Origin of the sequence: Maribacter sp. Asnod1-A12 (assembly GCF_045063735.1) — a bacterium.
GTDB lineage: Bacteria > Bacteroidota > Bacteroidia > Flavobacteriales > Flavobacteriaceae > Maribacter.
The window spans coordinates 2378200-2404194 of sequence record NZ_JBEFNZ010000006.1 but is presented as its reverse complement, the minus strand read 5'-3'; the positions used below and the strand labels follow the sequence as shown (position 1 = coordinate 2404194).

Genomic DNA, 25995 nt, shown 5'->3' with positions numbered 1-25995 from the left:
TACAAAAACTTCGTTTTCATAATTATTGTCCCATAAATTAGACAATAGAACCAGGTATATTTTTTAGGCATCGTTTTTGTTTACCTTTACCTAAAAAATAAGCCTATAATGCGCATTTTCTTCAAATATTTTATTTGCCTTCTATTTTTGCAAAATATAACGGCACAGGTACAGGTAGAAGTAAACCCGCCTAACAATATAAAATCTATTGTTTTTAAAGGTCCTACAGATGATCAATTTCCTGTAATTAAAATCGGAGAACCTATATATTTAGAGTTTGATGATATATTGGCCAACGAACAAGACTATTATTATAAGGTCGTGCATTGCGATTATGACTGGACACCTTCAACTTTATTAAAATCTCAATATCTAGACGGTGTAGACAACCAACGAATTACAGATTACGAAAATAGTTATAGCACCTTACAAGCTTATTCAAACTATCAACTTAGTATACCTAATGATAATGTAAGGTTAAAAGTGAGCGGTAATTATATACTAGAAATATATAATAACGACAATGATCTTCAATTTTCCAGAAGGTTCGTAGTATATAAAGATGTTGTTACTGTCGCCACTTCAATTAAGCGCTCTAGGGATTTTAACTTCATTAACGAAAAACAAGTGGTTCAATTCAGTATTACATCTGGCTCATTAAGACTTATAAATCCTAAAAAAGAGGTTAAAATCGCTATTTTACAAAATCATTATTGGCCAACAGCTATTACAGATATAGCCCCTCAATATACGCTAGGCAGCGAACTAGTATACAAGTATGATCAAGAAACAGCTTTTTACGGCGGTAATGAATATTTATTATTCGACACCAGCGATCTTAGAGCCCCAAGTTCACAGATTTCTAGCATAGATCTTACGGACCTCTATAATCATTATTTATTTTCAGACGATTTTAGAAACGACAAAGCTTATACCTACTTTCCTGATGTAAATGGCGATTTTCTTGTTAGAACTCTACAAGGCGACAATGCATCTAGAGAGTCAGAATACACCAATGTTTATTTTAGCCTGCCATACACAGAATATATTGCCCTTGACGACGTCTATATTTTTGGGAAATTCAATAACTACGCCCTAACTGATGAGAACAAAATGGCCTACAATGAAAAAAATGGCATGTTAGAAGCCACCTTGAAAATGAAACAAGGTTTTTACAACTATAAATATGCCCTAAAAAGTGGCGAAGAAATTAAATTAAACCAAGTTGGCGGTAATTTTCATTTTACCGAAAACAACTACCTAGTATTGGTTTATTATAGAAGTTTTGGTGATATGTACGACAGTATAATAGGTATTGGCTCTGCCAATTCTCGAAATATCACTAACTAAATGTATATTTACGTTTTTCATTTTTTTTCATGGAAAACCAATCAACTACAACGCCAGCCACAGAGAACAATAAATTGCAATACAGAGGTGTACATTGCCTTAATTGCGGACACCCATTAAACTTAAGTGACAAGTATTGCTCTAATTGCTCGCAAGCCAACAACACCAAAAAACTTTCTCTTTTAGATTTTTTTGAAGAATTTCTAGCAAACTATGTTTCATATGATTCTAAACTATGGAAAACATTAACCGCACTACTTTTAAGACCAGGGAAAATAACCCGAGAATATATTTCGGGAAAGCGCTTATCTTACACCAACCCTTTTCGATTCCTCTTAAGTTTGGCAATCATATATTTTCTTATTATTAGTTTCAATAACGAGTTTGAATCTTTTAACAAATACGGTACTGAAAAAGAAACGCCTTTTTTAAACGTTGATTTTGATTCGGAATTGGATAAAATTGAGTTTGAAAACGACGAAGAAAGAAAAATAGCACTTGCACACATAGACTCTCTTAAATTAAACAGATTCACCAAAAGCGGCATAAGTGAAAAAGACTCTGTAATACTTTCAGACCCTAAATCATATTTAAATAAAATTAATAAAGGAGGAGTAGCAGAACGTTTTTTTGAGAAAATGCAATTTTTCAAAACAATAATAAAACATGATACCATTTACTATTTTGAAGAGGCAACTACAAAATTTAATATGCCAAATGTGACAGAAAATGAAATGTCTTTTAACCTTGCCAATAGTTTAGCCGACATTGAGAAAAGACCAGGTTCATTTTTAAGTTCCCTTATTTCAAAACTACCCCTCACCACATTTTTCTTTCTTCCATTCTTTTCTTTTTTCATTTGGATGGTCTATATCAGAAAAAAATACACTTATACCGATCATTTAATCTTTAGTTTTCACAATCAGTCATTATTATTTATCTTGCTCATTGTTAGCAATTTGATTAACGCAGTGTTCAATTTTAGCAGTGAAGGATTCTTTATTTTGATCTTCGCTATTTATCTTTACAAAGCAATGCGCAATTTCTATCAACAAAGAAGAGTTAAAACGGTTATAAAGTATTTCTTCCTAAACACGATATTTTTTATCTTAGGCGGTATTGCGATAACCATATTAATCGCAGAAAGCGTATTTACATATTGAATATGATGATAACACAAGTTACTAAAGGCATAAAAATTTCGGTTCAAACAACTTTTGAAGGCACGTTCTTTAAAAACTACAAAATGCACTATGCATTCGGGTATACTATTACCATCGAGAATCAAAGTAAAGATGCTGTTCAGTTAACTTCTCGTCATTGGAAAATATATGACTCTTTAAATGACATGGAGACATTAGACGGAGAAGGTGTTATTGGCAATAAACCTGTAATTCAACCTGGCGAATCTCATACATATAATTCCGGCTGTCTACTTACATCACCTATTGGTGCAATGAAAGGTCATTACAATATGGTTATCATGAGCAATGCTGAAAAATTCAGAGTATACATTCCTACTTTCAAATTTAGCGCACCCTTTGCTTTAAACTAGGTGTTTTAAGTCTTTTTATAATTTTTAGTCCAACCCCCTTTTAGTACCTTTGGTCAACATTTTAATTTAAAATTTTTGACAATGGGTAAAGGATTTTTTCAAGTTCCTACAGCATTTAATGAACCTATTAAAAGCTACGCTCCTGAATCTTCAGAAAGAGAGGCGGTTTTGGAACAATACAAAGCATATTTCAATGACAAAATAGATGTACCTATGTACATTGGATCAGAAGAGGTACGTACCGGCAATACTAAGCCAATGTCTCCTCCACATGACCACCAACATATAGTAGGCACTTACCATACCGCAAATAAAGAGAATGTACAATCTGCTATTGATAATTGTTTATCATCGAGAGAGGCATGGGCCAACTTAACTTGGGAACAACGTGCTGCGGTCTTCTTAAAAGCGGCTGAATTAATTGCTGGTCCTTATCGAGCAAAAATTAATGCGGCAACCATGATTGCTCAATCCAAAAACATTCACCAAGCAGAAATAGATGCAGCCTGTGAGTTGATTGATTTTTTACGTTTCAATGTAGAGTACATGTCTCAAATCTATGCAGAACAACCAGACTCTGCAGAAGGTATATGGAACAGAGTAGAATATCGCCCGCTAGAAGGATTCATTTATGCAATCACCCCTTTTAACTTTACAGCTATTGCCGGTAATTTACCTGCAAGTGCAGCTATGATGGGCAACGTAGTGGTTTGGAAACCAAGTGATTCTCAAATTTTCTCTGCAAAAGTTATTGTCGATATTTTTAAGGAAGCAGGTTTACCTGACGGTGTTATCAATGTTGTTTATGGCGACCCAGTAATGATTACCGAAACTATTTTAGCAAGCCCAGATTTCGCAGGTATTCACTTTACAGGTTCTACACATGTTTTCAAAGAGCTTTGGAAACAAATAGGAAACAACATACACACCTACAAAACATACCCGAAAATAGTTGGTGAAACAGGTGGTAAAGATTTTATTCTCGCCCACCCTACCGCTAACACAAAACAAGTAGCTACAGCTATTTCTAGGGGTGCATTTGAATTTCAAGGTCAAAAATGTAGTGCAGCCTCAAGAGTATATTTACCAAAATCTACTTCTAAAGAAATTCTAGAATATGTCAAGGCTGATATTGCATCATTTAACGAACCTGGTTCTCCCGAAGATATGAGCAACTTTATTACTGCCGTAATTCACGAAGGTTCTTTTGACAAACTGGCAAAGTACATTACGCAAGCTAAAGAAGATAAAAATGCCGAAATATACGCAGGTGGTTCTTTTGACAAATCTAAAGGTTACTTTATTGAGCCAACGGTTATCTTAACAACAGACCCTAAATACACAACTATGGAAACTGAATTGTTCGGCCCTGTAGTTACTATTTATATTTACGATGACAAAGATTGGAGCGAAACATTACAATTAATTGATAGCACATCTGAGTACGCACTTACTGGAGCAGTACTTTCTCAAGATAGATATGCAATTGACGAGGCTACCAAAGTATTACAAAACTGCGCAGGTAACTTCTATATTAACGACAAACCTACAGGTGCCGTTGTTGGCCAACAACCATTTGGCGGAGCAAGAGCTTCAGGTACTAATGATAAAGCTGGATCAGCTCAAAACCTTTTACGTTGGGTTTCTCCAAGATTGATCAAAGAGACTTTTGTTACCCCTGTAGATTACAGGTATCCGTTTTTAGGATAAAAAAAAGCAACTTTAAAGGCTGAATGTAAATTCAGCCTTTTTTTTTGACATGGGCTACTTTTAGCTTAAATTACAAGTATTACAAATTACTTTTAACAACCTTAACACACTAATTATGAAAAAGTTATTACTCGTAGCAGTCATATTTACAGGCTGCTTTTCTTATGCACAAGAAGAACTGACACAAACCACGATTAAAGCAGTTTTAGCTGGAAATCAGTCTCAGGTCATTCAATTAGCCGAAGCTTTTCCTGAAAATAAATATGACTGGAGGCCAGAAAAAGGCATCAGTTCTGTAGGCGAAGCTTTGCTACATGTTGCAGGCGGCAATTATTTTTTAGCTTCTAAATTAGGATTTGCACCGCCAGAAGATGTCGATGTCATGAACCTGGGTAAAATCACTGGTAAAGAAAACATCATTGAAGCCCTTAAAAAATCAAACGAATTCGTTCTTGAAAATATCACTAAAGTAGAAGACGGAACTTTAAACGACGAAGTTGATTTCGGTTTTATGAAATCTAACAAATTAGGAGGGCTACTAGCTATCATGGAGCATAACGGAGAACACAAAGGTCAACTTATTGCCTATGCAAGAAGTAATGATGTTGTGCCACCCTGGAGTAAATAGATTTTTTCACCCTTACTACAAATGCCCATCAACCAAAAAGTTGATGGGCATTTTTTTGTTTTAACAAATATTAACACCGTATCAACACAACATCAATGTAAATTTAACGTTAATTAATTGTAAACTTCTGGTAATTTACCGAAATTTGTACCTCATTTAAAATCAATTGCTTATGACTATCGATAGTATTAGATTACATATAACTTGCATTCAAATTCATAGTTGGAATTATTTAAAAGAGTTCGCTCGTAAATACAAAAAGGCCTATTATAGCTCTTTTCTTCTATAAAAATTTTACGTTTACCCCTTAAATTTTAGTGGCAAGTAGACCATCTTCTTGGTTTCAAAGAAATCTTCTTTAAAATAATCGGTAAGATTATAAACTTCTGCCGTTCTATAGTCTTTCAATTCCTCTTTTAAATCACCACCTTTCAAATACAATATTCCATTACGAATAGGGTGTTGAGATTCTTTCTTGATTTTTCCTTTTACCCAGTAAACAAAGGTTGGCATAGCCGCAACTGCCCTGCTGACGATAAAATCAAATTTACCAGGTATCTCTTCTACCCTTGAATTTATGGTAGTTACATTAGTGATTTGAAGACCTTCGACAACCTCGTTCACTACTTTTATTTTCTTCCCTATAGAATCTACTAATGTAAACTGCACTTCAGGAAATAAAATAGCTAATGGTATACCAGGAAAACCACCACCCGTGCCTACATCAAGTATTGAAGAGCCATCTTTAAATTCTATAAATTTTGCTATTCCTAAAGAATGTAAAACATGCCTTAAATAGAGTTCATCTATATCTTTTCTTGAAACGACATTGATTTTTTGGTTCCAATCCTTATATAATTCCTCTAGTTTTTTAAACAATTGTTTCTGATGTTCAGATAAATTGGGAAAATTTTCAAATATGATTTCAGCAGTCATCCGTATATTTGTAAATAGATATTATTAGTATTATCACTAATGCAAAGATTTAGCTTTTAATTAAGCTATCAAACTATTATAGATTCAATTACATCATATTAAGTAAAAGATTACCGAATTATGGAACAAAATATCATTCGTTTCCCAAGAACCGATTCTGCAAAGTTCTTTAAAACTTTGAACAGTAGAGTTAACGATTACTTCAAAACAAATAAATTAAAGAAAACTGGAAACTGGAAACTTCACTTAAAAACTGTAGTAATGTTTGCTCTTTTTCTAGCCCCTTATTTTCTCATATTAACACTAGGCCTACCTAATTGGGCTAATATTCTACTAACCATTGTTATGGGGATTGGCATGGCAGGTGTTGGCATGAACGTTATGCACGACGGCAATCATGGTGCATATTCTAATAAAAAATGGGTCAACAAATTAATGGGCAGTAGCATTTACATTCTTGCTGGCAATGTATATAATTGGCAAGTACAACATAATGTACTTCATCATACATATACCAATATTCATGAACATGATGAAGATATGGAAGCAGGTAGAATTTTACGCTTCTCTAAACATGCAGAATGGAAAAAACACCATAGATTTCAGCACTTTTATTCTGTTTTTCTTTATGGCTTGCTAACGTTCAACTGGGCAATTACGACTGATTTTCAGCAAATGTACAGATATATGAAGCGAAAATTATCTTACGGTAAATTACCAAGTGCCACTATGAATTGGAGTACGTTAATCATTACAAAAATCTTGTATCTTACTATTTGGATTGTATTACCTATGTTAGTGTTGGATATTGCTTGGTGGAAAATTTTAATAGGGTTCTTTTTAATGCATTACGTAGCCGGAGTTATATTAAGTGTCGTTTTCCAATTAGCACATATTGTTGATGATGCAGACACGCCTTTACCAGATGAATCTGGAACAATGAAAAACACCTGGGCTATACACCAATTGTTCACTACTGTGAATTTTGGCACTAAAAACAAGGTTGTAAATTGGTTTACTGGCGGTTTAAACCATCAAGTAGAACATCACATATTCCCTAACATAAGCCATGTACATTACACAAATATTTCGAAAATTGTGAAACAAACGGCACAGGAATTTAATTTACCCTATCATGAGTATAAAACTACTAGAAAAGCTATAATTTCGCACTTTAAACATTTAAAAGAATTAGGCAAAGAGCCTACATTACAATACTAGAAATTTAGAGCAACCATGAGCAATCAACTTTCGGACAGAATTAACAGCGTTACACCGTCAGCTACTTTGGAAATGGCCGCTAAGGCCCGTGAATTAAGAGCACAAGGAAAAGACATTATTGGCCTAAGCTTAGGCGAGCCAGATTTCAATACTCCCGATTACATCAAGGAAGCTGCAATTCAAGCAGTAAAAGATGATTACAATTCTTATACACCAGTTGATGGTTATGTAGAATTGAAAAAGGCAATTATCACTAAATTTAAAAGAGACAACAACCTTAGCTACGAAGCTTCTCAAATTGTTGTATCAACTGGAGCTAAACAATCGCTATATAATGTTGCTCAGGTTATTTTAAACCCTGGTGACGAAGTTATTTTACCTTGTCCTTACTGGGTTAGTTATAGCGATATAGTAAAACTTGCAGATGGTGTTCCTGTAGAAGTATCAACTTCTTTAGAGAACGATTTTAAAATGACCCCTGAACAGTTAGAGGCTGCAATTACACCTAAAACGAGAATGTTATGGTACAGCTCTCCCTGTAACCCTAGTGGTTCTATTTATAGCAAAGCCGAGTTACGTGCACTTGCTGATGTTTTAAAGAATCATCCACAAATTATCGTGGTTAGTGATGAAATATACGAGCATATCAATTATGGCGTTACAGCACATGCTTCAATGGCAGAATTTGAAGATATGTTCGACCGAACGGTTACCGTAAATGGAGTAGCAAAAGCTTTTGCAATGACCGGATGGCGTATTGGTTACATTGGTGCTCCTGCGTATATTGCACGTGCAACAAACAAGCTACAAGGCCAAGTTACCAGTGGTGCAAACTGTATTGCTCAGCGTGCCGTTATTACTGCTCTAGAGGAGTCACCAGACCGTATCCAATACATGGTAGATGAATTTAAGGAAAGACGTAAATTGATTTTAGGTCTACTGAACGAAATTGAAGGTTTTAAATGTAACGAGCCAGAAGGTGCTTTTTATGTATACCCAGATGTAACCGCTTATTTCGGTAAAACATTTAACGGTACTACTATTAATAACGCTTCAGATTTTTCCATGTATATCTTAGAAGCTGCCAATGTAGCCACCGTAACAGGTGATGCTTTTGGTAATGGAAACTGTATTCGTATTTCTTATGCTGCTTCAGTTAAAGAAATCAAGGAAGCTATATCAAGAATAAAAGAAGCGTTGAAATAAAACTCAACATCTTTTTAGAACATAAAAAAAGTCCCATCAAATGATGGGACTTTTTTTATGCTTGAAACATTTCACTTTATTTAAGTTCTTTTCCAGAAATATGGTGTCAATAATATAAGTACGGTAAATAATTCTAGCCTACCTGCTAACATTAAAAATCCACACCACCATTTCGCCAAAGCCGGTAGACTATTAAAATTGCTCACAGGGTTCAAACTCCCTAACGCAGGACCAACATTACCCAAAGAAGATGCCGCGCCACCGATGGCAGATTCAAAATCTAATCCTAAAAAGCCCAACACTAAAGCCCCAATTATAAAGAGCAACATATATAGTACAAAGAATCCGATAATATTATAAACTATTTTCTCCTTTACAGTCTTATTATTATATCGTACAGGTATGATGGCATTCGTATGCAAAGTTCGCTTAAACTCCAATACACCATTTTTGATAATCAATAAGTGACGCATTACTTTTATACCACCTGCCGTTGATCCCGCCGACCCTCCTAGGAAGAACAATCCGAAGAAAAACACGGTCAAGAAAGGTGTCCATTGCGTAAAATCGGCACTTACGAATCCGGTTGTAGTAATCACCGAAATTATTTGAAATAATGAATGCCTGAATGCACTTTCCGCCTTACCTAAGACCATAGGGTAACCAGGAGTAAGTTCGGTAATATTTGCCTGAAAATAAACCACAAGCGCTACGATAATAGTAAATACGATAGTAAAACCAGCATAGTACTTAAACTCCTCATCTTGTATTACTTTTTGTACTTTTCCTTTGAAAGCAAAATAACTTAATACAAAGTTACTACCTGCCAAAAACATAAAGAATATGATGATATATTGTATCATCGGCTGGTCGTTATAGTAAGCCACACTCGCATTTTTGGTTGAAAAACCACCAGTAGACAAAGTTGCCATTGCGTGATTTATAGCATCAAAAAATGACATTCCCGCAACTTGAAGCAGAATAGTTTCAGCAACCGTATAACCAAAGTAAATCAACCATAGTCGTTTCGCCGTATCGGTAATTCTTGGGTGTAATTTATCGCCCGTAGGTCCTGGTGCTTCGGCAGAAAACAACTGCATCCCCCCTATTCCCAACAAGGGCAATATGGCAATCGCCAAAACAATAATACCCATACCGCCAATCCAATGGGTTAAGCTACGCCAAAACAAGATACCTTCTGGCATTGCTTCAATGTCATCCATAATAGAAGCACCCGTTGTCGTATAGCCGGATATGGTTTCAAAAAAGGCGTTAGTAACTGTGGGCAATGCACCAGAAAACAAGTAAGGCAACATACCAGAAATAGACATTACGATCCACCCGAAAGTTACAATGATATAGCCTTCTTTCTGTTTTACTTCTTTTTTATGACCTCTAGTATAGTACATCATAAAAACCCCTACGAACATAGTAGTTAAAGATGCAAGTGCAATGCTTAATGTAGCTCCATCCTGGTAAACACCACTGACAACAGCCGCCAAAAGCATAAAGCCTCCGTTGCATAGCAATAGAAGCCCCATTATATGAATTATGATTCTTAAATTAAGCCGCATTCTTAAAGGAACATTCGTTCTATTTTAGGTATCTCTGAAGGCAGACAACAAACCACTACCCTATCACCTTCTTGTATTTTAAATCCACCAAGTGCAATATGACCTTGCCCATCTCTTACAACTCCGCCAATTGTAGCTGCTTTAGGGAAGTCTAATTCTCGTATAGTTGCTCCTGTTACCTTAGAATTTCTTTTTACGATAAACTCTAATATTTCTGCATTCAAATTGTTCAAACGCATTAAGGCAACTACTTCACCTTTACGTATATGTCTGAATATATTATTGGCAGCAAGAAGCTTTTTATTGATCAGCGTATCAATACCTATGGAATGTGATAGCTGAAAATAATCCATATTCTCTACTAGGGCAATTGTCTTTTTAATATACTTTGACTTTGCCACTAAACATGACATAATGTTGGTTTCAGAATTTCCGGTTACCGCAATAAAGGCATCCATAGATTCTAAACTCTCTTCATCTAGCAACTCAACATTTCTACCATCACCATTAATAACAAGTGCATTTGGTAATTCGTCTGCAAGGTCAAAAGCTTTCTCTTTGTTCTTCTCAATTAACTTTACATTGAACTTATTGGCACAAAGATCCCTAGCGGTTTTATAACCTACTTTACTACCACCAAGAATCATTACATTCTTAATTTCTGCCTTTTTCTTTCCTGTTAATTTGTAAAGTTCATCTACCCCTTCTTTCACAGTAATAAAATACACTTGATCGCCTTCTTTAAAAAGCGTATCTCCCCTAGGTATTACGGTATATTGAGTTCCTGTTCGCTGCAAAGCAATTGGCATGAAGTGTAGTTCAGGAAAAATTTTGGCAGCTTCCTTTACTTGTTTGCCAACAAACGGAGCAGATTTAAGCAAAGAAACACCTACCATTATTAACTCACCTTCTTCAAATTCGTAGGTGTCGTTAAAAGCAGATTTATTTAACAGCATCTGAATTTCAGTTGCCGCTAAAGCTTCTGGAGATATCAATTCATCTATACCTAAGTCTGAAAATCTTAAAAGATCTTTATTTTTTATAAACTCGGTATTTGATATTCTGGCAATCGTTCGCTTACAACCTAACTGCTTAGCCAACATGCAAAGCGTTAAGTTGGTAGTTTCAGAAGAAGTTACCGCGATAACCAAATCTGAATCTTTTACCTGAGCATCATTCAATATTGCAATAGAAGTTGCATCACCTTTTAATACTCGTATATCTAGATGATTATCTGCATAAGCAAGACTTTCTTTTTTAGAATCAATCAAAGTAATATCCTGTGATTCATAAGAGAGTAATTTGGCTAAATGAAAGCCTACTTCCCCAGCACCAGCAATTATAATCTTCATTTATTTTATTAGACCGCTAAACATCAAGCACCAATATTCTTCTCTTAACTATTACATATACTTAAAAGTAGTCTTGAAAAACAATAGCATTTATTATGGCACAAAATTACATAATTAAATTAGTTTAATCTTTGTTTTCAATTCTTTAACCTATCAATTACCAACCTAACTGGCTAAAAAGTAATTAAGCATTCGCTATATTGTATATTTGCCAAAAAAATAGCTATAAAATGCCCCAAAAAGTTACTCCGTACAAAGATTCTGAATTAGGAAAGAAAGAACAGGTTACTAAAATGTTCGATACTATTTCTAAAAATTACGATGGCCTAAACCGTGTAATTTCTTTTGGAATAGACATTAAATGGCGTAAAAAGGTGGTTGAACTATTAAAAAAAGAACAACCACAATCTATTTTAGACATTGCAACAGGCACTGGAGATTTAGCAATTGCACTTACTGAAACTGGCGCAAAAAAAATTGTAGGCCTAGATATTTCACCCGGCATGCTTGCCGTTGGCAAAGAAAAAGTGACTGACAAAAAACTGGACAATACAATTGAAATGGTTGTAGGCGATAGTGAGAGCCTTACTTTTGAAGACAATTCATTTGATGCGGTTACGGTATCTTTTGGAGTACGGAATTTTGAAACACTAAATACCGGTATGGCAGAAATTTTACGTGTTTTAAAACCAAACGGAACTCTAGTGGTATTAGAAACTTCTGTACCTACTAAAACTCCATACAAACAAGGCTATAGTTTTTACACAAAAAATATTCTCCCGTTAATTGGAAAATTATTTTCAAAAGACGATTCTGCTTATGGCTATTTAAGTGAATCTGCTTCTGTTTTTCCACATGGAGAAAACTTCAACAATATTTTACGCGAAATTGGGTTTATAGATGTAACGAATAAGCCTCAAACATTTGGGGTTGCATCAATTTATGTTGCGAAAAAGGCTAAAAATTAATTTTAGCATACTCACAATATATTTTTGATGTTTTACAATCGTAAACCAGGATATATGAAGAAGTGGTTTTTTATACCCCTAGCGTTGTTGATTACGAATTTAGTAAGTGCTCAATTCAACGAAAGCCCCATATTGAATAAACAAAACGAAGATAAGAAACTCTTAAACTGGGGTTATTTTCTTGGCTTGAACCAATACGATTTTAAATTTGAATACAAAGAAAATGCTCAAGATATTTTGGTCAGCAAAAGCTTTGGATTTAATGTCGGACTTATTGGAGAAGTAAGACTAAATGAATTCTTAGATGTTCGCTTTGAACCTGGTCTACATTACGGATCAAGACTACTAGGTTTTCCTGGTTTTGATGATGAACGTGATGCTATTAGAGAAGTAAAATCTACTTATATAAATTTTCCGTTATTATTAAAAGCAAGCATGCGGAGATACGGGAACTTTAAGCCATTTTTGTTAGGTGGTGTTTCTACCGGGCTAAATTTAGGTAGCAATGAAGAAAGCCTTGACGACAATAGTTCTGGCACATTTAGAATGAAAAAATGGGCATACAATTATGAAATAGGATTCGGAATAGATTTCTATTTGGAATACTTCAAATTTACCCCATCTATACGCGGAGTATTTGCAATCACAGATGAATTGGTTCCAGATTTAGACCCTAATAGCCCTTGGACCGGAAACATCGAATCGTTAAAAACACGCGGAATTTTCATCAACTTCACTTTTGAATAGCAATTAGCAATTAGCAATAGTTAAAATTTCGACAATTATTTTCTAATTTCATTTAATAAAATTGCAGTTGCCGAAGCTACGTTTAAACTTTCCGTAGTCACATCTCCGAATTGAGGGATTGCCAATCTATCGGTACAAAGTTTTGCCACAGCTTCAGAAACTCCTTTTCCTTCATTACCCATAATCATTATTCCCTTTGCAGGTAACTGCGTTGAATTTACATTTTCACCATCCATAAAAGTTCCATAAACCGGTAACTTCATTGTTGACAAAAATGCGTCCAGATGCATATATTGAATATTTATCCTAGTGATAGAACCCATAGTAGCTTGTAATACTTTAGAATTATAACAGTCTACCGTATCAGTTGAACAAATAATATCACTAATACCAAACCAATCGCAAAGCCTTATTATAGTTCCTAAATTACCTGGGTCCTGTACTCCATCTAGCACCAAAATCCAATCAGAAGTTATTTTTTCGGTTAGTTTTGGAATATAGAAGACTCCAAGATATCCGTTCGGGTTCTTTAGGCTACTCATTTGACTAAGCTCCCTAGCTGTTACTTTTTCAACTTGTAGATCATCCACATCTAACCCATTAGGATCAATTGCAAAAAGTTTATAGACTTTCATATCAGAATTCACTACTTCTTCAATAGTCTTTTTTCCTTCCACAACAAATAGTTCGTGCTCATTTCGGCACTTTTTTTGCTGTAGACTTTTGATAAGTTTCAATTCACTTTTGACTACCATTCAAATAATGTATTTTTGATTTCTATGAGGATGGCACCTTGCTCCAAATACAACATGGCTAAATTAAGCTTATTATCCCTTCTGGCAATAGTTTTACTATCCTGCAACTCATTAAAAAAAGTTGAGGACAATGAATACTTGGTAGTCAAAAACTCCATCTATGCTGATTCTATCAAAGTTAACAATGAAGAACTAGAAAGTCTTATCTATCAAAAATCAAACTCTACCGTATTAGGCTACCCCCTCAGACTTAATCTTTACAACCAAGCAAAAGAAAATCCTGACTCTTCTTTTAACGCCTGGTTATACCGTAAAGAAAACAGAAAAAAAAGACTCACCAAACTTCTATCAGAAAAACAGGTTGAACGTTTAGGAGAATCATTTTTAGTAAAAGGTATGAGTAACTGGTTAAAAGATATCGGTGAAGAACCGACTATTCTTGACACTACAAAAACAAGATTAAGCTTAGCCAAACTAAGCGCATACTATCAAAGTAAAGGTTATTTCATAAATAGTACAACTTATGAAATTGACAGTACGAAGCAAAAAAAAGCTAAAGTTAATTATCATATAGAATTAGGAGATCCGTATATGATAGATTCTCTTGGTAACAATATTTCATCTACAGCAATAGATTCTCTTTATTTTCTAAACTCCTCTAAGTCATTTATAAAAGAAAATCAACAATTTGACCTTTCAAATTTTAATAAAGAAAGAGAAAGACTTACCAGCATTTTCAGAAATAGTGGTATCCGAAATTTTCAAGAAAGCTCCATCACTTTTGACATTTTAAGAGACACCACAAGAACCTCTGATGACCAACAAATGAATATCACTCTAAATATTGGTGATTTAAAAACAAGAGGTGAAAATGAGGTTACCACTTCTGCGTATAAGGTAGAAAAAATCAATAAAATCGATATTTATACTGACTATTTATCTACAAATTCACAAGATTCACTCTACAAAATTGATTATCAAGATTATACGATACATTACTCAAATAATTTTGACATAAAGCCCAAAACATTAGTTAATGCTATCTTTTTTAAAAAAGATAGCATATACAGAGACGTAGATAAAATTCGAACTTCTAGACAATTAAACGCCTTAAACGTTTTCAAATATCCAAACATCATTTTCGAGCCAGATAGTTTAGGAAACAAGGTAGATACAAACATCTATTTAGCTCCAAAAACCAAATATTCTTTAGGCACCAATTTTGAAGTTAGCCGTTCTAATTTAAGAAGATTAGGAGTGGGTATAGGAACCACATTACTTATTAGAAATATTTTCAAAGGTGCAGAAAACTTAAGTATTTCTGCAAACGGGTCTTACGGTTTATTGAGCAGTAATACTTTTGAAGCTAATTATTTTTCAGAATTTGGAGGAGATATTAGTTTAGATTTCCCTAGAATATGGTTTCCCTTTATTAATACCTCTAGAATTATACCAAATTATACACTACCTAAAACCAGAATCACCATAGGTACCAATTTTCAAAACAATATCGGTTTGGACAAACAAACCTTCAACACAGAATTAGGCTACAATTGGGCTCCTAGTGATTTTGTCAATCATGATGTAGAACTACTTAATATTCAATTTGTAAGAAACGTAAATAGTAATAGATTTTATAACGTTTACACGAATACATATGAACTATTAGATGATATAGCAGACAATTATGAAGATGCTGATTTATACCCAGAATTAGCCGAATATTTTGAAACTGGCGATAGTGACGATGAACTCAACCTGATTATTCCTTCAGGTACAACAGGGTTTACAAATGCTATCCTAAATGGTGAAGTAACCTCCACTACAGATGATTTTGATGATGTCAGCTCATACGAAGAAAGAAGGATTAGATTAACTGAGAATAATTTGATTTTTGCTTCTAACTACACTTTTAACAAAACCAATAGAACAGGAATCATCGATAATTCATTTTATCAATTCCGTTGGAAAATAGAAGGTGCAGGTAATGTATTGTCGGCTTTCTCCTCATTTATTCCATTCAATAAAAATGATGATGATCAGCTTCTAGTATTCGGCGTACCCTTTTCCCAATATATAAAAAATGAGTTCGAGTACGTAAAATACTGGGACTTAAAACGCTCTAACGTACTAGCGGCAAGAGCATTTTTCGGCATAGCAATACCTTATGGTAATTCTGACAATATCCCTTTTGTACGAAGTTATTTTGGTGGAGGATCAAATGATAATCGCGCATGGTTCCCCTATTCTTTAGGACCTGGTAGCGTATCTGCCGTGAATGATTTTAATGAAGCTAATTTAAAATTAGCATTAAATCTCGAATATAGATTTCCTATTGCAGGAGATATTAACGGAGCTATTTTTGCCGATGCTGGCAATATTTGGAATGTTCTTGATAATGTAGAAGACCCAGATGCTACTTTTGACGGTCTAAGTTCTTTAAAAGACATTGCTCTTGGCACAGGCGTTGGTCTTCGTTACGATTTCACATATTTCCTTTTTCGTCTAGATTTAGGCTTTAAAACCTACAATCCCGCTGAAATTCAATCTAAACGATGGTTTAGAGATTATAATTTCGCAAATTCAGTTTTGCAAATAGGTATCAACTATCCCTTTTAAATATAATTGTTTTATTACTTTTGTTTTTCATTTTTTTTAGAAACTAACAACTACATAATTATGGCTCATAATATCAAACCGGGAGTTGCAACCGGAGATGAAGTTCAAGCAATTTTCAACTACGCAAAAGAAAAAGGATTTGCATTACCTGCGGTAAACGTTATAGGATCAGATACAATTAACGGTGTTTTAGAAACGGCAGCTAGCTTAAATGCTCCGGTAATTATTCAATTTTCTAATGGCGGAGCCCAATTTAATGCTGGTAAAGGTCTTTCTAATGATGGACAAAAAGCTGCAATACTTGGTGCGGTTGCAGGCGCAAAGCATGTACACCAATTAGCTGAAGCTTACGGTGCAACTGTTATTCTTCATACAGATCATTGCGCAAAAAAATTATTACCTTGGATAGATGGACTTCTAGATGCTAGTGAAAAACATTTTGCTGAAACTGGAAAATCTTTGTTCAGCTCACATATGATCGATCTTTCTGAAGAGCCTTTAGAAGAGAATATTGAAATATGTAAAGGGTACTTAGAGCGAATGAGCAAAATGAACATGACGCTAGAAATCGAATTAGGTATTACTGGTGGTGAAGAAGACGGTGTTGATAATTCCGATGTAGATGATTCTAAATTATATACACAACCAGAGGAAGTAGCATACGCTTATGAAGAACTTTCTAAAGTTAGCCCTAAATTCACTATCGCTGCTGCATTTGGCAACGTACATGGTGTTTACAAACCTGGTAACGTTAAATTGACTCCGAAAATCCTTTTGAACTCTCAAGAATATATTTCTAAGAAATACGGTGTTGAGCACAACCATATCGATTTCGTATTCCATGGCGGTTCTGGTTCTACAGTTGAAGAAATTAGAGAAGGTATTAGCTACGGAGTTATTAAAATGAATATCGATACCGATTTACAATATGCTTTCTTAGCAGGAGTTCGTGACTATGTTCAAGATAATAAAGACTATTTGCAAGCACAAATTGGCAACCCTAAAGGTGCTGACGAACCTAACAAAAAATTCTACGATCCAAGAGTTTGGTTAAGAAAAGGTGAAATCTCTTTCATAGAGCGTTTGAAAAAAGCCTTTGAAGACTTAAACAATGTCGATACTCTTTAATAAATTTTTAGAACAACCAAAAAATGGATGATATGACGGCTTGGTTTAAAAGAAAAGAAAAAGGTATTCAAACCTCTACAGAGGAAAAGAAAGACACACCTAAAGGACTTTGGTATAAATCGCCAACAGGTAAAATAGTAGAGTCTGACGATCTTGCAAAGAACTTTTATGTAAGTCCTGAAGATGATTATCACGTAAGAATAGGCAGTAAAGAGTATTTTGAAATTTTGTTCGATAACAATAAGTTTACTGAACTTGATGCAAACCTTAGTTCTAAAGACCCTTTAAAATTTGAGGATACCAAGAAATATAGCGAACGTTTAAAAGCGGCGCAGAAAAAAACCGGACTTAAAGATGCTGTGAGAACAGGATACGGAAAGTCTTACGGTAAAGACATCGTAATCTGCTGTATGGATTTTAAATTCATTGGTGGTTCTATGGGTAGTGTCGTTGGTGAAAAAATTGCACGTGGCATAGACTACGCCATTAAAAAGAAAACACCATTTATGATGATTTCTAAATCTGGTGGAGCTCGTATGATGGAGGCAGCGCTTTCATTAATGCAACTTGCAAAAACATCAGCTAAATTAGCTCAGTTGTCTGAAGCCGGTTTACCATACATCTCTTTATGTACCGATCCAACCACGGGTGGTACTACGGCTTCTTATGCTATGCTTGGCGATATTAATATTGCAGAGCCAGGAGCATTGATCGGTTTTGCCGGTCCAAGAATCGTAAAAGATACTACAGGTAAAGATTTGCCAGAAGGTTTTCAATCATCTGAGTTTTTATTGGAACACGGCTTTTTAGATTTCATTTCACATAGAAGAGATTTAAAGAAAAAAGTGAACTTATATATCGACTTAATTCAGAACAACCCAGTAAGAGCAGAAAAAGCAACAGCGTGAAATCATTAGTATTCACTATACTATCTTTTTGGTTTTTATGCTGTTCTGCAGATAAAGAAAAAGTGCTCGTCGAAGAATCAGATTCGGCGAGCATTTTTAATTCTAATGCACAAGTTACCCAAGTAAGCATATCAGGTGAACCAAATGCATACACTTTCAATACTACAATTTCAAGTCCAGATACAGGATGTGATCAATATGCAGACTGGTGGGAAATTATAGATTTAGAAGGTAAACTTATCTATAGAAGAGTTTTGGCACATAGTCATGTAGACGAACAACCTTTTACAAGGTCAGGAAGCAACATTCCACTAGAAAGTACCAGAGAAGTATATATAAGAGTACACATGAATACTACAAGTTATTCAAATGCGGTACTTAAAGGTGCTATTGACACTGGCTTCTCTTCTTCTGAATTGGATATTGAATTTGCCAAAGAACTAGAAAACGTAGAACCATTACCAAATGGTTGTGCTTTTTGATTTTAAATTATTAAAATTTAAATTAAACATTTCAAAAAATATCTTACCTTTGCGGCTTGATTGAAAATCAATCACGTACATAAAAATCATTTAAAATAATATTGGAATGTATTTATCAAAAGAAGTAAAAGCCGAAATTTTCAAAAAACACGGCGGTAGCGAAACAAACACTGGTTCTACAGAAGGACAAATTGCTTTGTTTACACACAGAATTAATCACTTAACTGGTCACTTGAAAAAGAACCATAAAGATTACAACACAGAGCGTTCATTAGTAAAGCTCGTGGGTAAAAGAAGAAGTCTTCTTGATTACATGATTAAAAATGATATTGTAAAATACAGAGAGCTAATTAAAGAGCTAGGTATTAGAAAATAATATTGCAAAAGGGGATAGCTAGCTATCCCCTTTTTTAATACTCCCGCCTTAGGAGTTTAAGCCAAATATTTGGCAAAGGAGAACAAAAAGCTACACACGGTTTTTCATTGGTCAACACAACAACACAACAACTCCGACCAGAGAAATTTCAGTCGGAAAGACCATTGTTTAACAAATTTGCATGATGCAAATTTTAATCGAATTTTATGATTCCAAAAGTATTTAAAGAGGTCATAGACCTTGGTGACGGTAGAGAAATTTCTATCGAAACAGGAAAATTGGCAAAACAGGCACACGGATCTGTTGTTGTTCAATCAGGAAAATGTATGTTATTATGTACAGTTGTTTCCAACTACAAACAAAGTGATGTGGACTTTCTTCCACTAACGGTAGATTACCGTGAAAAATTTGCAGCTGCAGGTCGTTACCCAGGTGGTTTCTTCAAAAGAGAAGCAAGACCAAGTGACGGTGAAGTTTTAACCATGCGTTTAGTGGATCGTGTTTTACGTCCGTTATTCCCTAAAGATTATCACTCAGAAACTCAAGTGATGATTCAGTTAATGTCTCATGATGAAGACGTTATGCCAGATGCAATGGCAGGTTTGGCTGCTTCTGCCGCTATTCAATTATCAGATTTCCCTTTTGAATGTGCTATCTCTGAAGCTAGAGTTGGTCGTGTAAACGGTGAATTCGTTATCAACCCAACCCGTGCTCAATTATTAGAGTCTGACATTGATATGATGATCGGTGCTTCTGCTGATTCTGTAATGATGGTTGAAGGTGAGATGGATGAGATTTCTGAAGAAGAAATGACCGAAGCCATTAAGTTTGCCCATGAAGCTATTAAGGTTCAATGTGCTGCTCAAGAAGCTTTAGCTAAAGCTTTCGGTAAAAAAGATGTACGTGAGTACGAGCCAGAACGTGAAGATGCTGATCTAGCTAAGAAAATTCATGACATGGCTTATGATAAAGTATACGCTGTTGCTCAAGCAGGTTCTGCAAAACATGAGCGTAGCGCTGCTTTTGGCGAAATCAAAGAAGAAATCAAAGCTTCTTTCTCTGAAGAAGAGCAAGCTGATTTTGGCGGATTAATTTCTAAATACTACAGTAAAGCTGAAAAAGCCGCTGTACGTGACTTAACGTTGAACGAAGGTTTAAGATTAGATGGTCGTAAGACTGATGAGATCAGACCAATTTGGTGTGAGGTAAACTATTTACCATCTACACACGGTTCTTCTATCTTTACTCGTGGAGAAACTCAAGCTTTAGCTACAGTTACTTTAGGTACAAGTAGAGAAGCAAACCAAATAGACATGCCATCTTACGAAGGTGAAGAGCGTTTCTATTTACACTATAACTTCCCTCCTTTTTCAACTGGTGAAGCAAGACCTATTCGTGGAACATCTCGTAGAGAAGTTGGTCACGGTAACTTGGCTCAACGTGCATTGAAAGGAATGGTTCCTGAAGATTGTCCTTACACAGTACGTGTAGTTTCTGAGATTTTAGAATCTAACGGTTCTTCTTCTATGGCTACTGTTTGTGCTGGTACTATGGCAATGATGGATGCTGGGGTTCAATTGAAAAAACCAGTATCAGGTATTGCAATGGGATTAATTTCTGATGCAGATTCTGGAAAGTATGCTGTATTATCAGATATCTTAGGTGATGAAGATCACTTAGGTGATATGGATTTTAAAGTAACAGGTACTGCAGACGGTATTACGGCTTGCCAAATGGATATTAAAGTAAAAGGTCTTTCTTATGAGATTCTTGTTAATGCTTTAAAACAAGCTCGCGAAGGTCGTTTACATATCTTAGGAAAAATTACCGAAACTATTTCTACACCTAACGAAGATGTTAAAGATCACGCTCCTACAATGGTATCTAGACGTGTTCCTAATGAATTCATTGGTGCATTAATTGGTCCTGGAGGAAAAGTGATTCAAGAAATGCAGAAAGAAACTGAGACAACTATCGTTATAAACGAAGATCCAGTTACTGAAGAAGGTATAGTTGAAATATTAGGTGTTGGTAGAAAAGGTATTGATGCTGTAATGGCAAAAATAGATTCTATCTTGTTCAAGCCAGAAGTTGGTAGCGTTTACGAAGTAAAAGTTATTAAGATGCTTGATTTCGGTGCAGTTGTAGAATATATGGATGCTCCTGGTAATGAAGTATTATTACACGTAAGTGAACTAGCTTGGGAACGTACGGAAAATGTAGCTGATGTTGTAAACATGGGCGATGTATTTGACGTTAAGTATTTCGGTATAGATAAGCGTACTCGTAAAGAAAAAGTTTCTCGTAAAGCACTTTTACCAAAACCAGAAGGTTTTGTTGAAAGACCACCACGTGATGATAAAAGAAGAGATGACCGTCGTGGAAACGATCGTAATCGCGATAGAAAACCAAGAAGAGATTAATTCTTTTGTAAGGTAATTCTTAAAGCCTCGACTAAACAGTCGAGGCTTTTTTTATGTAGTTCAACGGAAAAATGAACTTTTTTTGATTGAATTGTAACATTCGGAAGTTTTTTACGTATAAGTATATGCAGTCTATGCAAACTGAACTTAATTTATTTTAATGAGACAGCTTAAGATTACAAAACAGGTCACCAATAGAGAGACCGCATCTTTGGACAAGTACTTACAAGAAATTGGAAAAGTAGACTTGATTACCGCTGATGAAGAAGTAGAGTTGGCACAACGTATCAAGGCAGGCGACCAGATCGCTCTTGAAAAACTCACCAAAGCCAACCTCAGATTCGTGGTTTCAGTTGCGAAGCAGTACCAAAACCAAGGCCTTACTTTGCCAGATTTGATTAACGAGGGTAACCTTGGATTAATCAAAGCTGCACAGCGTTTTGACGAAACGCGGGGATTTAAATTTATCTCCTACGCCGTATGGTGGATCCGTCAATCTATATTACAAGCATTGGCAGAACAATCTCGTATCGTTCGTTTGCCTTTGAACAAAATTGGTTCTATCAACAAGATCAATAAAACTTTTGCTTTCCTTGAGCAAGCGCATGAAAGAATGCCTTCTCCTGAAGAAATTGCAAAAGAATTGGACATGACTGTTGATGACGTAAAACAATCATTGAAAAACTCAGGTAGACACGTATCTATGGATGCGCCTCTTATTGACGGTGAAGATTCTAACCTTTATGATGTACTTCGTAGTGGTGAATCTCCTAATCCAGATAGAGAATTGTTACATGAGTCTTTACGTACAGAAATTGAGCGTGCTTTAGAAACATTAACGCCACGTGAGGCAGATGTAATTCGTTTATACTTTGGTCTTGCTAACCAGCATTCTATGACCTTAGAAGAAATTGGTGAAACTTTTGATCTTACTAGAGAAAGAGTTCGTCAAATTAAAGAAAAAGCAATTAGACGTTTAAAGCATACTTCTAGAAGTAAAATATTAAAAACGTATTTGGGTTAAAAACTCTTAGCGTTCAAGCTATAAAAATTACACGTTAAATATTCCCTAAATTGGTAATATGGCATATTAATTGTAATTTTAACGGTAACAACAGTTTATCATGACTGTTCGTTTTTTGATTGATGAATAAACTCCGGCTGATTACCGGAGTTTTTTCATTTATAATAGTTTCATTATTATTTACTTAGCTAACCCTAAACAACAATTATCCCCAAAATTTCTTTCCTTATCTTAGAGCATCATTACCATTTCAATGAAATACACACTACTAATTTCAATAGTTTTCATGTACTTTAATTCCTGTAATCACCATAAAAATAATACTGATTTTGGCAGCTACCCTACCCCTGTTAAAGAAAATTTATGGGCGCAATACAGTCAAAAATCAACTTTATTTAAACTTTGGTCCCCTAAGTCAGAAGAAGTGATTTTAAGACTCTATAGAACCGGAAACAACTCTAAATCATATGCAAAATATTCCCTAAACAAGGGCGACGAGGGTATTTGGGTAATTAACGTTGATGGCGATTTAAACGGAATTTACTATACTTTTCAAGTTAAATCAGATAACAAATGGCTTAATGAAACTCCAGGAATTTACGCACAAGCTGTTGGAGTAAACGGAAATAAAGCAATGGTTGTTGATATGGAAAAAACCAACCCTAAGAATTGGCAAAATGATATCTCCCCAGCGCTCAATTACCAAAACGAAGCTATTATCTACGAGCTTCATATTAGAGACATGACAATTCATCCCCAATCTGGGTCTTCTATGCCAGGAACCTATCTAGGCCTAGTTGAAACCGGAACTAAAAGCCCTAACCAAATTACTACGGGCATAGACCACTTAAAGGAATTGGGCATTACTCATGTACATCTTTTACCGTCTTTCGACCATTATTCCATTGACGAAGCCAACTTAAACACCCCGCAATTTAATTGGGGATATGACCCTCAAAACTATAATGTTCCTGAAGGTTCCTTTTCTACTGATCCTTTTATTGCAGAAGTTCGTATTAAAGAATTTAAACAAATGGTTCAAACTTTTCATGCTAATGGCATTGGTGTTATTATGGACGTTGCCTATAACCATACCGGCAAAACGGATGAATCTAACTTTAATCAGGAAGTGCCAAATTATTATTACAGACATTGGGAAGATGGCTCGTATTCAGATGCTGCTGCTTGTGGTAACGAAACTGCCTCTGAGCGCCCAATGATGCGCAAATTCATGATTGAATCTGTTTTACACTGGACTAAAGAATATCATATTGATGGATTTCGTTTTGATCTTATGGGCATTCATGACATTGAAACCATGAACATCATTGCTAAGGAAATTTTAAAAATAAATCCTAACGCACTATTATATGGCGAAGGATGGACTGCCAAAGATTCCCCATTACCTGAAGAAAAGAGAACGCTCAAAAAATACATGCAACAAATTCCAAAATTTGCTGCCTTTAGTGATGATTTACGTGACGGATTAAAAGGTTCTGTTTTTGAAGATGAAAGCTTAGGTTTTGTGAGTGGAGCTGTAAAAACGGAAGAATCAATAAAATTCGGGATTGTAGGTGCTATTCAACATCCCCAAATTAATTATAACAGTGTAAACTATTCTGAAGCCCCCTGGGCTAACGAACCTTGGCAATCTGTAAACTACGTTTCTTGTCATGACAATCATACGCTTTTTGACAAACTAAAAATCTCAAGACCTAATACAGATTCTAAGAACTTAATTGCTATGGATAAATTGGCAAATGCCATTGTTCTCACATCACAAGGAACTCCATTTTTACATGCGGGTTCAGAAATGCTTCGTACAAAAAATGGCGAACACAATTCATACAATTTACCTGATAGTATTAACCAAATAAATTGGAACAGGAAAAATGAATATATGGAGGTTTTTGAATACTATAAAAATCTAATCAAACTTAGAAAAGAACATCCGGCTTTTTATATGACCAAAGGTTCAGATATTCGTAAACATCTAATATTTCAAAAGACTAATGATTCGCTAGTTTCATTTATTTTGGAAGACAATGCAAATGGCGATAGCTGGGAGAAAATTTTAGTCATATACAATGCATCCAACGAAATAATAGATTATAAAATAGAAGGAATTTGGCAAGAAGCGGTTTCTGGTAGTACCTTTGATTTTGAAGGTTCAACTTTTTTGAAAAACCATATTAAGGTTCCAGTACTATCAATGTACATTGCTTTTCAAAAATAAAAGTAATTCCTACTAAATAAAAAACTATCATGAGCTCAGATTCTCAACCCAACAATCCACTTCACGGTGTAAAATTGGCAACTATTCTAGAAGAACTTACAGAAAAGTATTCATGGGAAGATTTAGCCGGTCAGGTCAATATAAACTGTTTTAAGAGTAATCCGTCCATAAAATCTAGCTTGAAGTTTTTACGTAGAACACCATGGGCACGTGAAAAAGTGGAACATTTATACCTTCAATCTTTTAAAAAATAATGGGATTTAATATTGTACTTATAGAACCTGAAATTCCCAATAATACAGGAAATATTGGCAGACTAGCACTTGGCACAGGTTCTACTCTACACTTGGTAAAACCTTTCGGGTTTGAACTTACAGACAAACGCTTAAAAAGGGCAGGGCTTGATTATTGGCAGCATTTAAATGTAATTATGTACGAGAATGTTGATGAATTCTTTGAGCAGAATAAAGAAAAGAAAATGATTTTCTTTTCTGCTAGCGCAACTAAAAATCATTGGGAAATTGATTTTGAAGAAGATATGTTTTTAGTCTTTGGCAAAGAATCTGTTGGCTTGCCAAAATCTATTTTAAATGACAATGAGGATAAAGCTGTAAAAATTCCCTTATACAGTAAACATATCCGCAGTCTTAATTTAGCCAATGCAGTTGCAATTTCAATTTACGAAGGTTTAAGACAAATAGAATAGCAGCTATTACCTTCTTGTTTATTTTGTCTTAGTAATTTTATATTCATTCTATTTATTCTCCGTTTGCTAATAGCTACATTTCATAACTATG

23 protein-coding genes are annotated in these 25995 nt (G+C 35.0%); 19 read left to right on the top strand and 4 right to left on the bottom strand.

Features of this window, described 5'->3' with window-relative positions; genetic code table 11:
• Positions 1-108: 108 nt before the first annotated feature.
• From ACJJVP_RS10230 to ACJJVP_RS10210, 5 genes are all read left to right on the top strand, one after another.
• The gene (locus ACJJVP_RS10230; RefSeq protein ID WP_405413365.1) at positions 109-1350 is read left to right on the top strand and encodes a DUF5103 domain-containing protein; all 1242 of its coding nucleotides are present in this window, start codon (positions 109-111) and stop codon (positions 1348-1350) included.
• Positions 1351-1379: 29 nt separating this feature from the next.
• Entirely contained in the window at positions 1380-2513 is a 1134-nt protein-coding gene (locus ACJJVP_RS10225) for a DUF3667 domain-containing protein (RefSeq protein ID WP_405413363.1), read from the top strand.
• A gap of 5 nt (positions 2514-2518) precedes the next feature.
• Positions 2519-2905 (top strand): Co2+/Mg2+ efflux protein ApaG, encoded by a 387-nt coding sequence (apaG, locus tag ACJJVP_RS10220; RefSeq protein ID WP_405416166.1) that lies wholly within the window; start codon positions 2519-2521, stop codon positions 2903-2905.
• 81 nt (positions 2906-2986) lie between these two features.
• Entirely contained in the window at positions 2987-4615 is a 1629-nt protein-coding gene (pruA, locus tag ACJJVP_RS10215) for an L-glutamate gamma-semialdehyde dehydrogenase (RefSeq protein ID WP_405413361.1), read from the top strand.
• Between the two features lie 115 nt (positions 4616-4730).
• Positions 4731-5243, top strand: coding sequence for a DinB family protein (locus ACJJVP_RS10210; protein ID WP_405413359.1), 513 nt, complete (start codon positions 4731-4733; stop codon positions 5241-5243).
• Between the two features lie 300 nt (positions 5244-5543).
• On the opposite strand, the gene rsmG is transcribed toward ACJJVP_RS10210, so the two are convergent.
• Positions 5544-6179, bottom strand: a complete 636-nt coding sequence (rsmG, locus tag ACJJVP_RS10205) for a 16S rRNA (guanine(527)-N(7))-methyltransferase RsmG (protein ID WP_405413357.1) — start codon at positions 6177-6179, stop codon at positions 5544-5546.
• A gap of 120 nt (positions 6180-6299) precedes the next feature.
• Between rsmG and ACJJVP_RS10200 the strand changes: the two genes are divergently transcribed.
• Entirely contained in the window at positions 6300-7400 is a 1101-nt protein-coding gene (locus ACJJVP_RS10200) for a fatty acid desaturase family protein (protein WP_405413354.1), read from the top strand.
• A gap of 15 nt (positions 7401-7415) precedes the next feature.
• A complete protein-coding gene (locus ACJJVP_RS10195; protein WP_405413351.1) occupies positions 7416-8606 on the top strand; it encodes a pyridoxal phosphate-dependent aminotransferase in 1191 nt (396 codons plus the stop codon).
• Positions 8607-8686: 80 nt separating this feature from the next.
• On the opposite strand, the gene ACJJVP_RS10190 is transcribed toward ACJJVP_RS10195, so the two are convergent.
• Positions 8687-10180: a TrkH family potassium uptake protein gene (locus ACJJVP_RS10190; protein ID WP_405413348.1), complete on the bottom strand. Its 1494-nt coding sequence runs from the start codon at positions 10178-10180 to the stop codon at positions 8687-8689.
• A gap of 2 nt (positions 10181-10182) precedes the next feature.
• A complete protein-coding gene (trkA, locus tag ACJJVP_RS10185; protein WP_036156150.1) occupies positions 10183-11532 on the bottom strand; it encodes a Trk system potassium transporter TrkA in 1350 nt (449 codons plus the stop codon).
• Between the two features lie 230 nt (positions 11533-11762).
• Here trkA and ubiE point away from each other — a divergent pair, with 230 nt between their 5' ends.
• On the top strand, positions 11763-12500 hold the full coding sequence (gene ubiE, locus ACJJVP_RS10180; RefSeq protein WP_405413344.1) for a bifunctional demethylmenaquinone methyltransferase/2-methoxy-6-polyprenyl-1,4-benzoquinol methylase UbiE: 738 nt from the start codon (positions 11763-11765) through the stop codon (positions 12498-12500).
• 54 nt (positions 12501-12554) lie between these two features.
• Entirely contained in the window at positions 12555-13247 is a 693-nt protein-coding gene (locus ACJJVP_RS10175; protein WP_405413343.1) for a porin family protein, read from the top strand.
• Between the two features lie 35 nt (positions 13248-13282).
• On the opposite strand, the gene ACJJVP_RS10170 is transcribed toward ACJJVP_RS10175, so the two are convergent.
• A complete protein-coding gene (locus tag ACJJVP_RS10170; protein ID WP_405413340.1) occupies positions 13283-14002 on the bottom strand; it encodes a TrmH family RNA methyltransferase in 720 nt (239 codons plus the stop codon).
• Positions 14003-14056: 54 nt separating this feature from the next.
• On the opposite strand from ACJJVP_RS10170, the gene ACJJVP_RS10165 reads away from it, so the two are divergent.
• The 10 genes from ACJJVP_RS10165 to ACJJVP_RS10120 all read left to right on the top strand — a co-directional run bounded on the left by ACJJVP_RS10165 (position 14057) and on the right by ACJJVP_RS10120 (position 25904).
• The gene (locus ACJJVP_RS10165) at positions 14057-16621 is read left to right on the top strand and encodes a BamA/TamA family outer membrane protein (protein WP_405413338.1); all 2565 of its coding nucleotides are present in this window, start codon (positions 14057-14059) and stop codon (positions 16619-16621) included.
• A 60-nt stretch (positions 16622-16681) separates the two neighbouring features.
• Positions 16682-17749 carry a class II fructose-bisphosphate aldolase gene (gene fbaA / locus ACJJVP_RS10160; RefSeq protein WP_405413335.1) on the top strand — a complete coding sequence of 356 codons (1068 nt, stop codon included), beginning with the start codon at positions 16682-16684 and terminating at the stop codon, positions 17747-17749.
• Positions 17750-17781: 32 nt separating this feature from the next.
• Entirely contained in the window at positions 17782-18657 is an 876-nt protein-coding gene (gene accD / locus ACJJVP_RS10155) for an acetyl-CoA carboxylase, carboxyltransferase subunit beta (RefSeq protein ID WP_036158588.1), read from the top strand.
• Positions 18654-19139 (top strand): hypothetical protein, encoded by a 486-nt coding sequence (locus tag ACJJVP_RS10150; RefSeq protein ID WP_405413333.1) that lies wholly within the window; start codon positions 18654-18656, stop codon positions 19137-19139. The genes accD and ACJJVP_RS10150 overlap by 4 nt, the downstream gene beginning before the upstream one ends.
• 106 nt (positions 19140-19245) lie before the next feature.
• On the top strand, positions 19246-19515 hold the full coding sequence (rpsO, locus tag ACJJVP_RS10145; protein ID WP_036156156.1) for a 30S ribosomal protein S15: 270 nt from the start codon (positions 19246-19248) through the stop codon (positions 19513-19515).
• A 206-nt stretch (positions 19516-19721) separates the two neighbouring features.
• The gene (locus ACJJVP_RS10140) at positions 19722-21938 is read left to right on the top strand and encodes a polyribonucleotide nucleotidyltransferase (protein WP_036156157.1); all 2217 of its coding nucleotides are present in this window, start codon (positions 19722-19724) and stop codon (positions 21936-21938) included.
• Positions 21939-22098: 160 nt separating this feature from the next.
• Positions 22099-22962, top strand: coding sequence for an RNA polymerase sigma factor RpoD/SigA (locus ACJJVP_RS10135; RefSeq protein ID WP_036156158.1), 864 nt, complete (start codon positions 22099-22101; stop codon positions 22960-22962).
• Between the two features lie 253 nt (positions 22963-23215).
• On the top strand, positions 23216-25198 hold the full coding sequence (gene pulA, locus ACJJVP_RS10130) for a type I pullulanase (protein WP_405413328.1): 1983 nt from the start codon (positions 23216-23218) through the stop codon (positions 25196-25198).
• A 29-nt stretch (positions 25199-25227) separates the two neighbouring features.
• On the top strand, positions 25228-25452 hold the full coding sequence (locus ACJJVP_RS10125) for a VF530 family DNA-binding protein (protein WP_036156159.1): 225 nt from the start codon (positions 25228-25230) through the stop codon (positions 25450-25452).
• Positions 25452-25904: a tRNA (cytidine(34)-2'-O)-methyltransferase gene (locus ACJJVP_RS10120; protein ID WP_405413325.1), complete on the top strand. Its 453-nt coding sequence runs from the start codon at positions 25452-25454 to the stop codon at positions 25902-25904. Before ACJJVP_RS10125 ends, ACJJVP_RS10120 begins: the two co-directional genes overlap by 1 nt.
• The last annotated feature ends 91 nt before the right edge of the window (positions 25905-25995 follow it).

What these genes read in the sequence shown, in the direction of transcription:
- ACJJVP_RS10230 (WP_405413365.1), top strand. Translation starts at nt 109, where the DNA reads ATGCGCATTTTCTTCAAATATTTTATTTGCCTTCTATTTTTGCAAAAT.
- ACJJVP_RS10225 (WP_405413363.1), top strand. Translation starts at nt 1,380, where the DNA reads ATGGAAAACCAATCAACTACAACGCCAGCCACAGAGAACAATAAATTG.
- apaG (WP_405416166.1), top strand. Translation starts at nt 2,519, where the DNA reads ATGATAACACAAGTTACTAAAGGCATAAAAATTTCGGTTCAAACAACT.
- pruA (WP_405413361.1), top strand. Translation starts at nt 2,987, where the DNA reads ATGGGTAAAGGATTTTTTCAAGTTCCTACAGCATTTAATGAACCTATT.
- ACJJVP_RS10210 (WP_405413359.1), top strand. Translation starts at nt 4,731, where the DNA reads ATGAAAAAGTTATTACTCGTAGCAGTCATATTTACAGGCTGCTTTTCT.
- rsmG (WP_405413357.1), bottom strand. Translation starts at nt 6,179, where the DNA reads ATGACTGCTGAAATCATATTTGAAAATTTTCCCAATTTATCTGAACAT.
- ACJJVP_RS10200 (WP_405413354.1), top strand. Translation starts at nt 6,300, where the DNA reads ATGGAACAAAATATCATTCGTTTCCCAAGAACCGATTCTGCAAAGTTC.
- ACJJVP_RS10195 (WP_405413351.1), top strand. Translation starts at nt 7,416, where the DNA reads ATGAGCAATCAACTTTCGGACAGAATTAACAGCGTTACACCGTCAGCT.
- ACJJVP_RS10190 (WP_405413348.1), bottom strand. Translation starts at nt 10,180, where the DNA reads ATGCGGCTTAATTTAAGAATCATAATTCATATAATGGGGCTTCTATTG.
- trkA (WP_036156150.1), bottom strand. Translation starts at nt 11,532, where the DNA reads ATGAAGATTATAATTGCTGGTGCTGGGGAAGTAGGCTTTCATTTAGCC.
- ubiE (WP_405413344.1), top strand. Translation starts at nt 11,763, where the DNA reads ATGCCCCAAAAAGTTACTCCGTACAAAGATTCTGAATTAGGAAAGAAA.
- ACJJVP_RS10175 (WP_405413343.1), top strand. Translation starts at nt 12,555, where the DNA reads ATGAAGAAGTGGTTTTTTATACCCCTAGCGTTGTTGATTACGAATTTA.
- ACJJVP_RS10170 (WP_405413340.1), bottom strand. Translation starts at nt 14,002, where the DNA reads ATGGTAGTCAAAAGTGAATTGAAACTTATCAAAAGTCTACAGCAAAAA.
- ACJJVP_RS10165 (WP_405413338.1), top strand. Translation starts at nt 14,057, where the DNA reads ATGGCTAAATTAAGCTTATTATCCCTTCTGGCAATAGTTTTACTATCC.
- fbaA (WP_405413335.1), top strand. Translation starts at nt 16,682, where the DNA reads ATGGCTCATAATATCAAACCGGGAGTTGCAACCGGAGATGAAGTTCAA.
- accD (WP_036158588.1), top strand. Translation starts at nt 17,782, where the DNA reads ATGACGGCTTGGTTTAAAAGAAAAGAAAAAGGTATTCAAACCTCTACA.
- rpsO (WP_036156156.1), top strand. Translation starts at nt 19,246, where the DNA reads ATGTATTTATCAAAAGAAGTAAAAGCCGAAATTTTCAAAAAACACGGC.
- ACJJVP_RS10140 (WP_036156157.1), top strand. Translation starts at nt 19,722, where the DNA reads ATGATTCCAAAAGTATTTAAAGAGGTCATAGACCTTGGTGACGGTAGA.
- ACJJVP_RS10135 (WP_036156158.1), top strand. Translation starts at nt 22,099, where the DNA reads ATGAGACAGCTTAAGATTACAAAACAGGTCACCAATAGAGAGACCGCA.
- pulA (WP_405413328.1), top strand. Translation starts at nt 23,216, where the DNA reads ATGAAATACACACTACTAATTTCAATAGTTTTCATGTACTTTAATTCC.
- ACJJVP_RS10125 (WP_036156159.1), top strand. Translation starts at nt 25,228, where the DNA reads ATGAGCTCAGATTCTCAACCCAACAATCCACTTCACGGTGTAAAATTG.
- ACJJVP_RS10120 (WP_405413325.1), top strand. Translation starts at nt 25,452, where the DNA reads ATGGGATTTAATATTGTACTTATAGAACCTGAAATTCCCAATAATACA.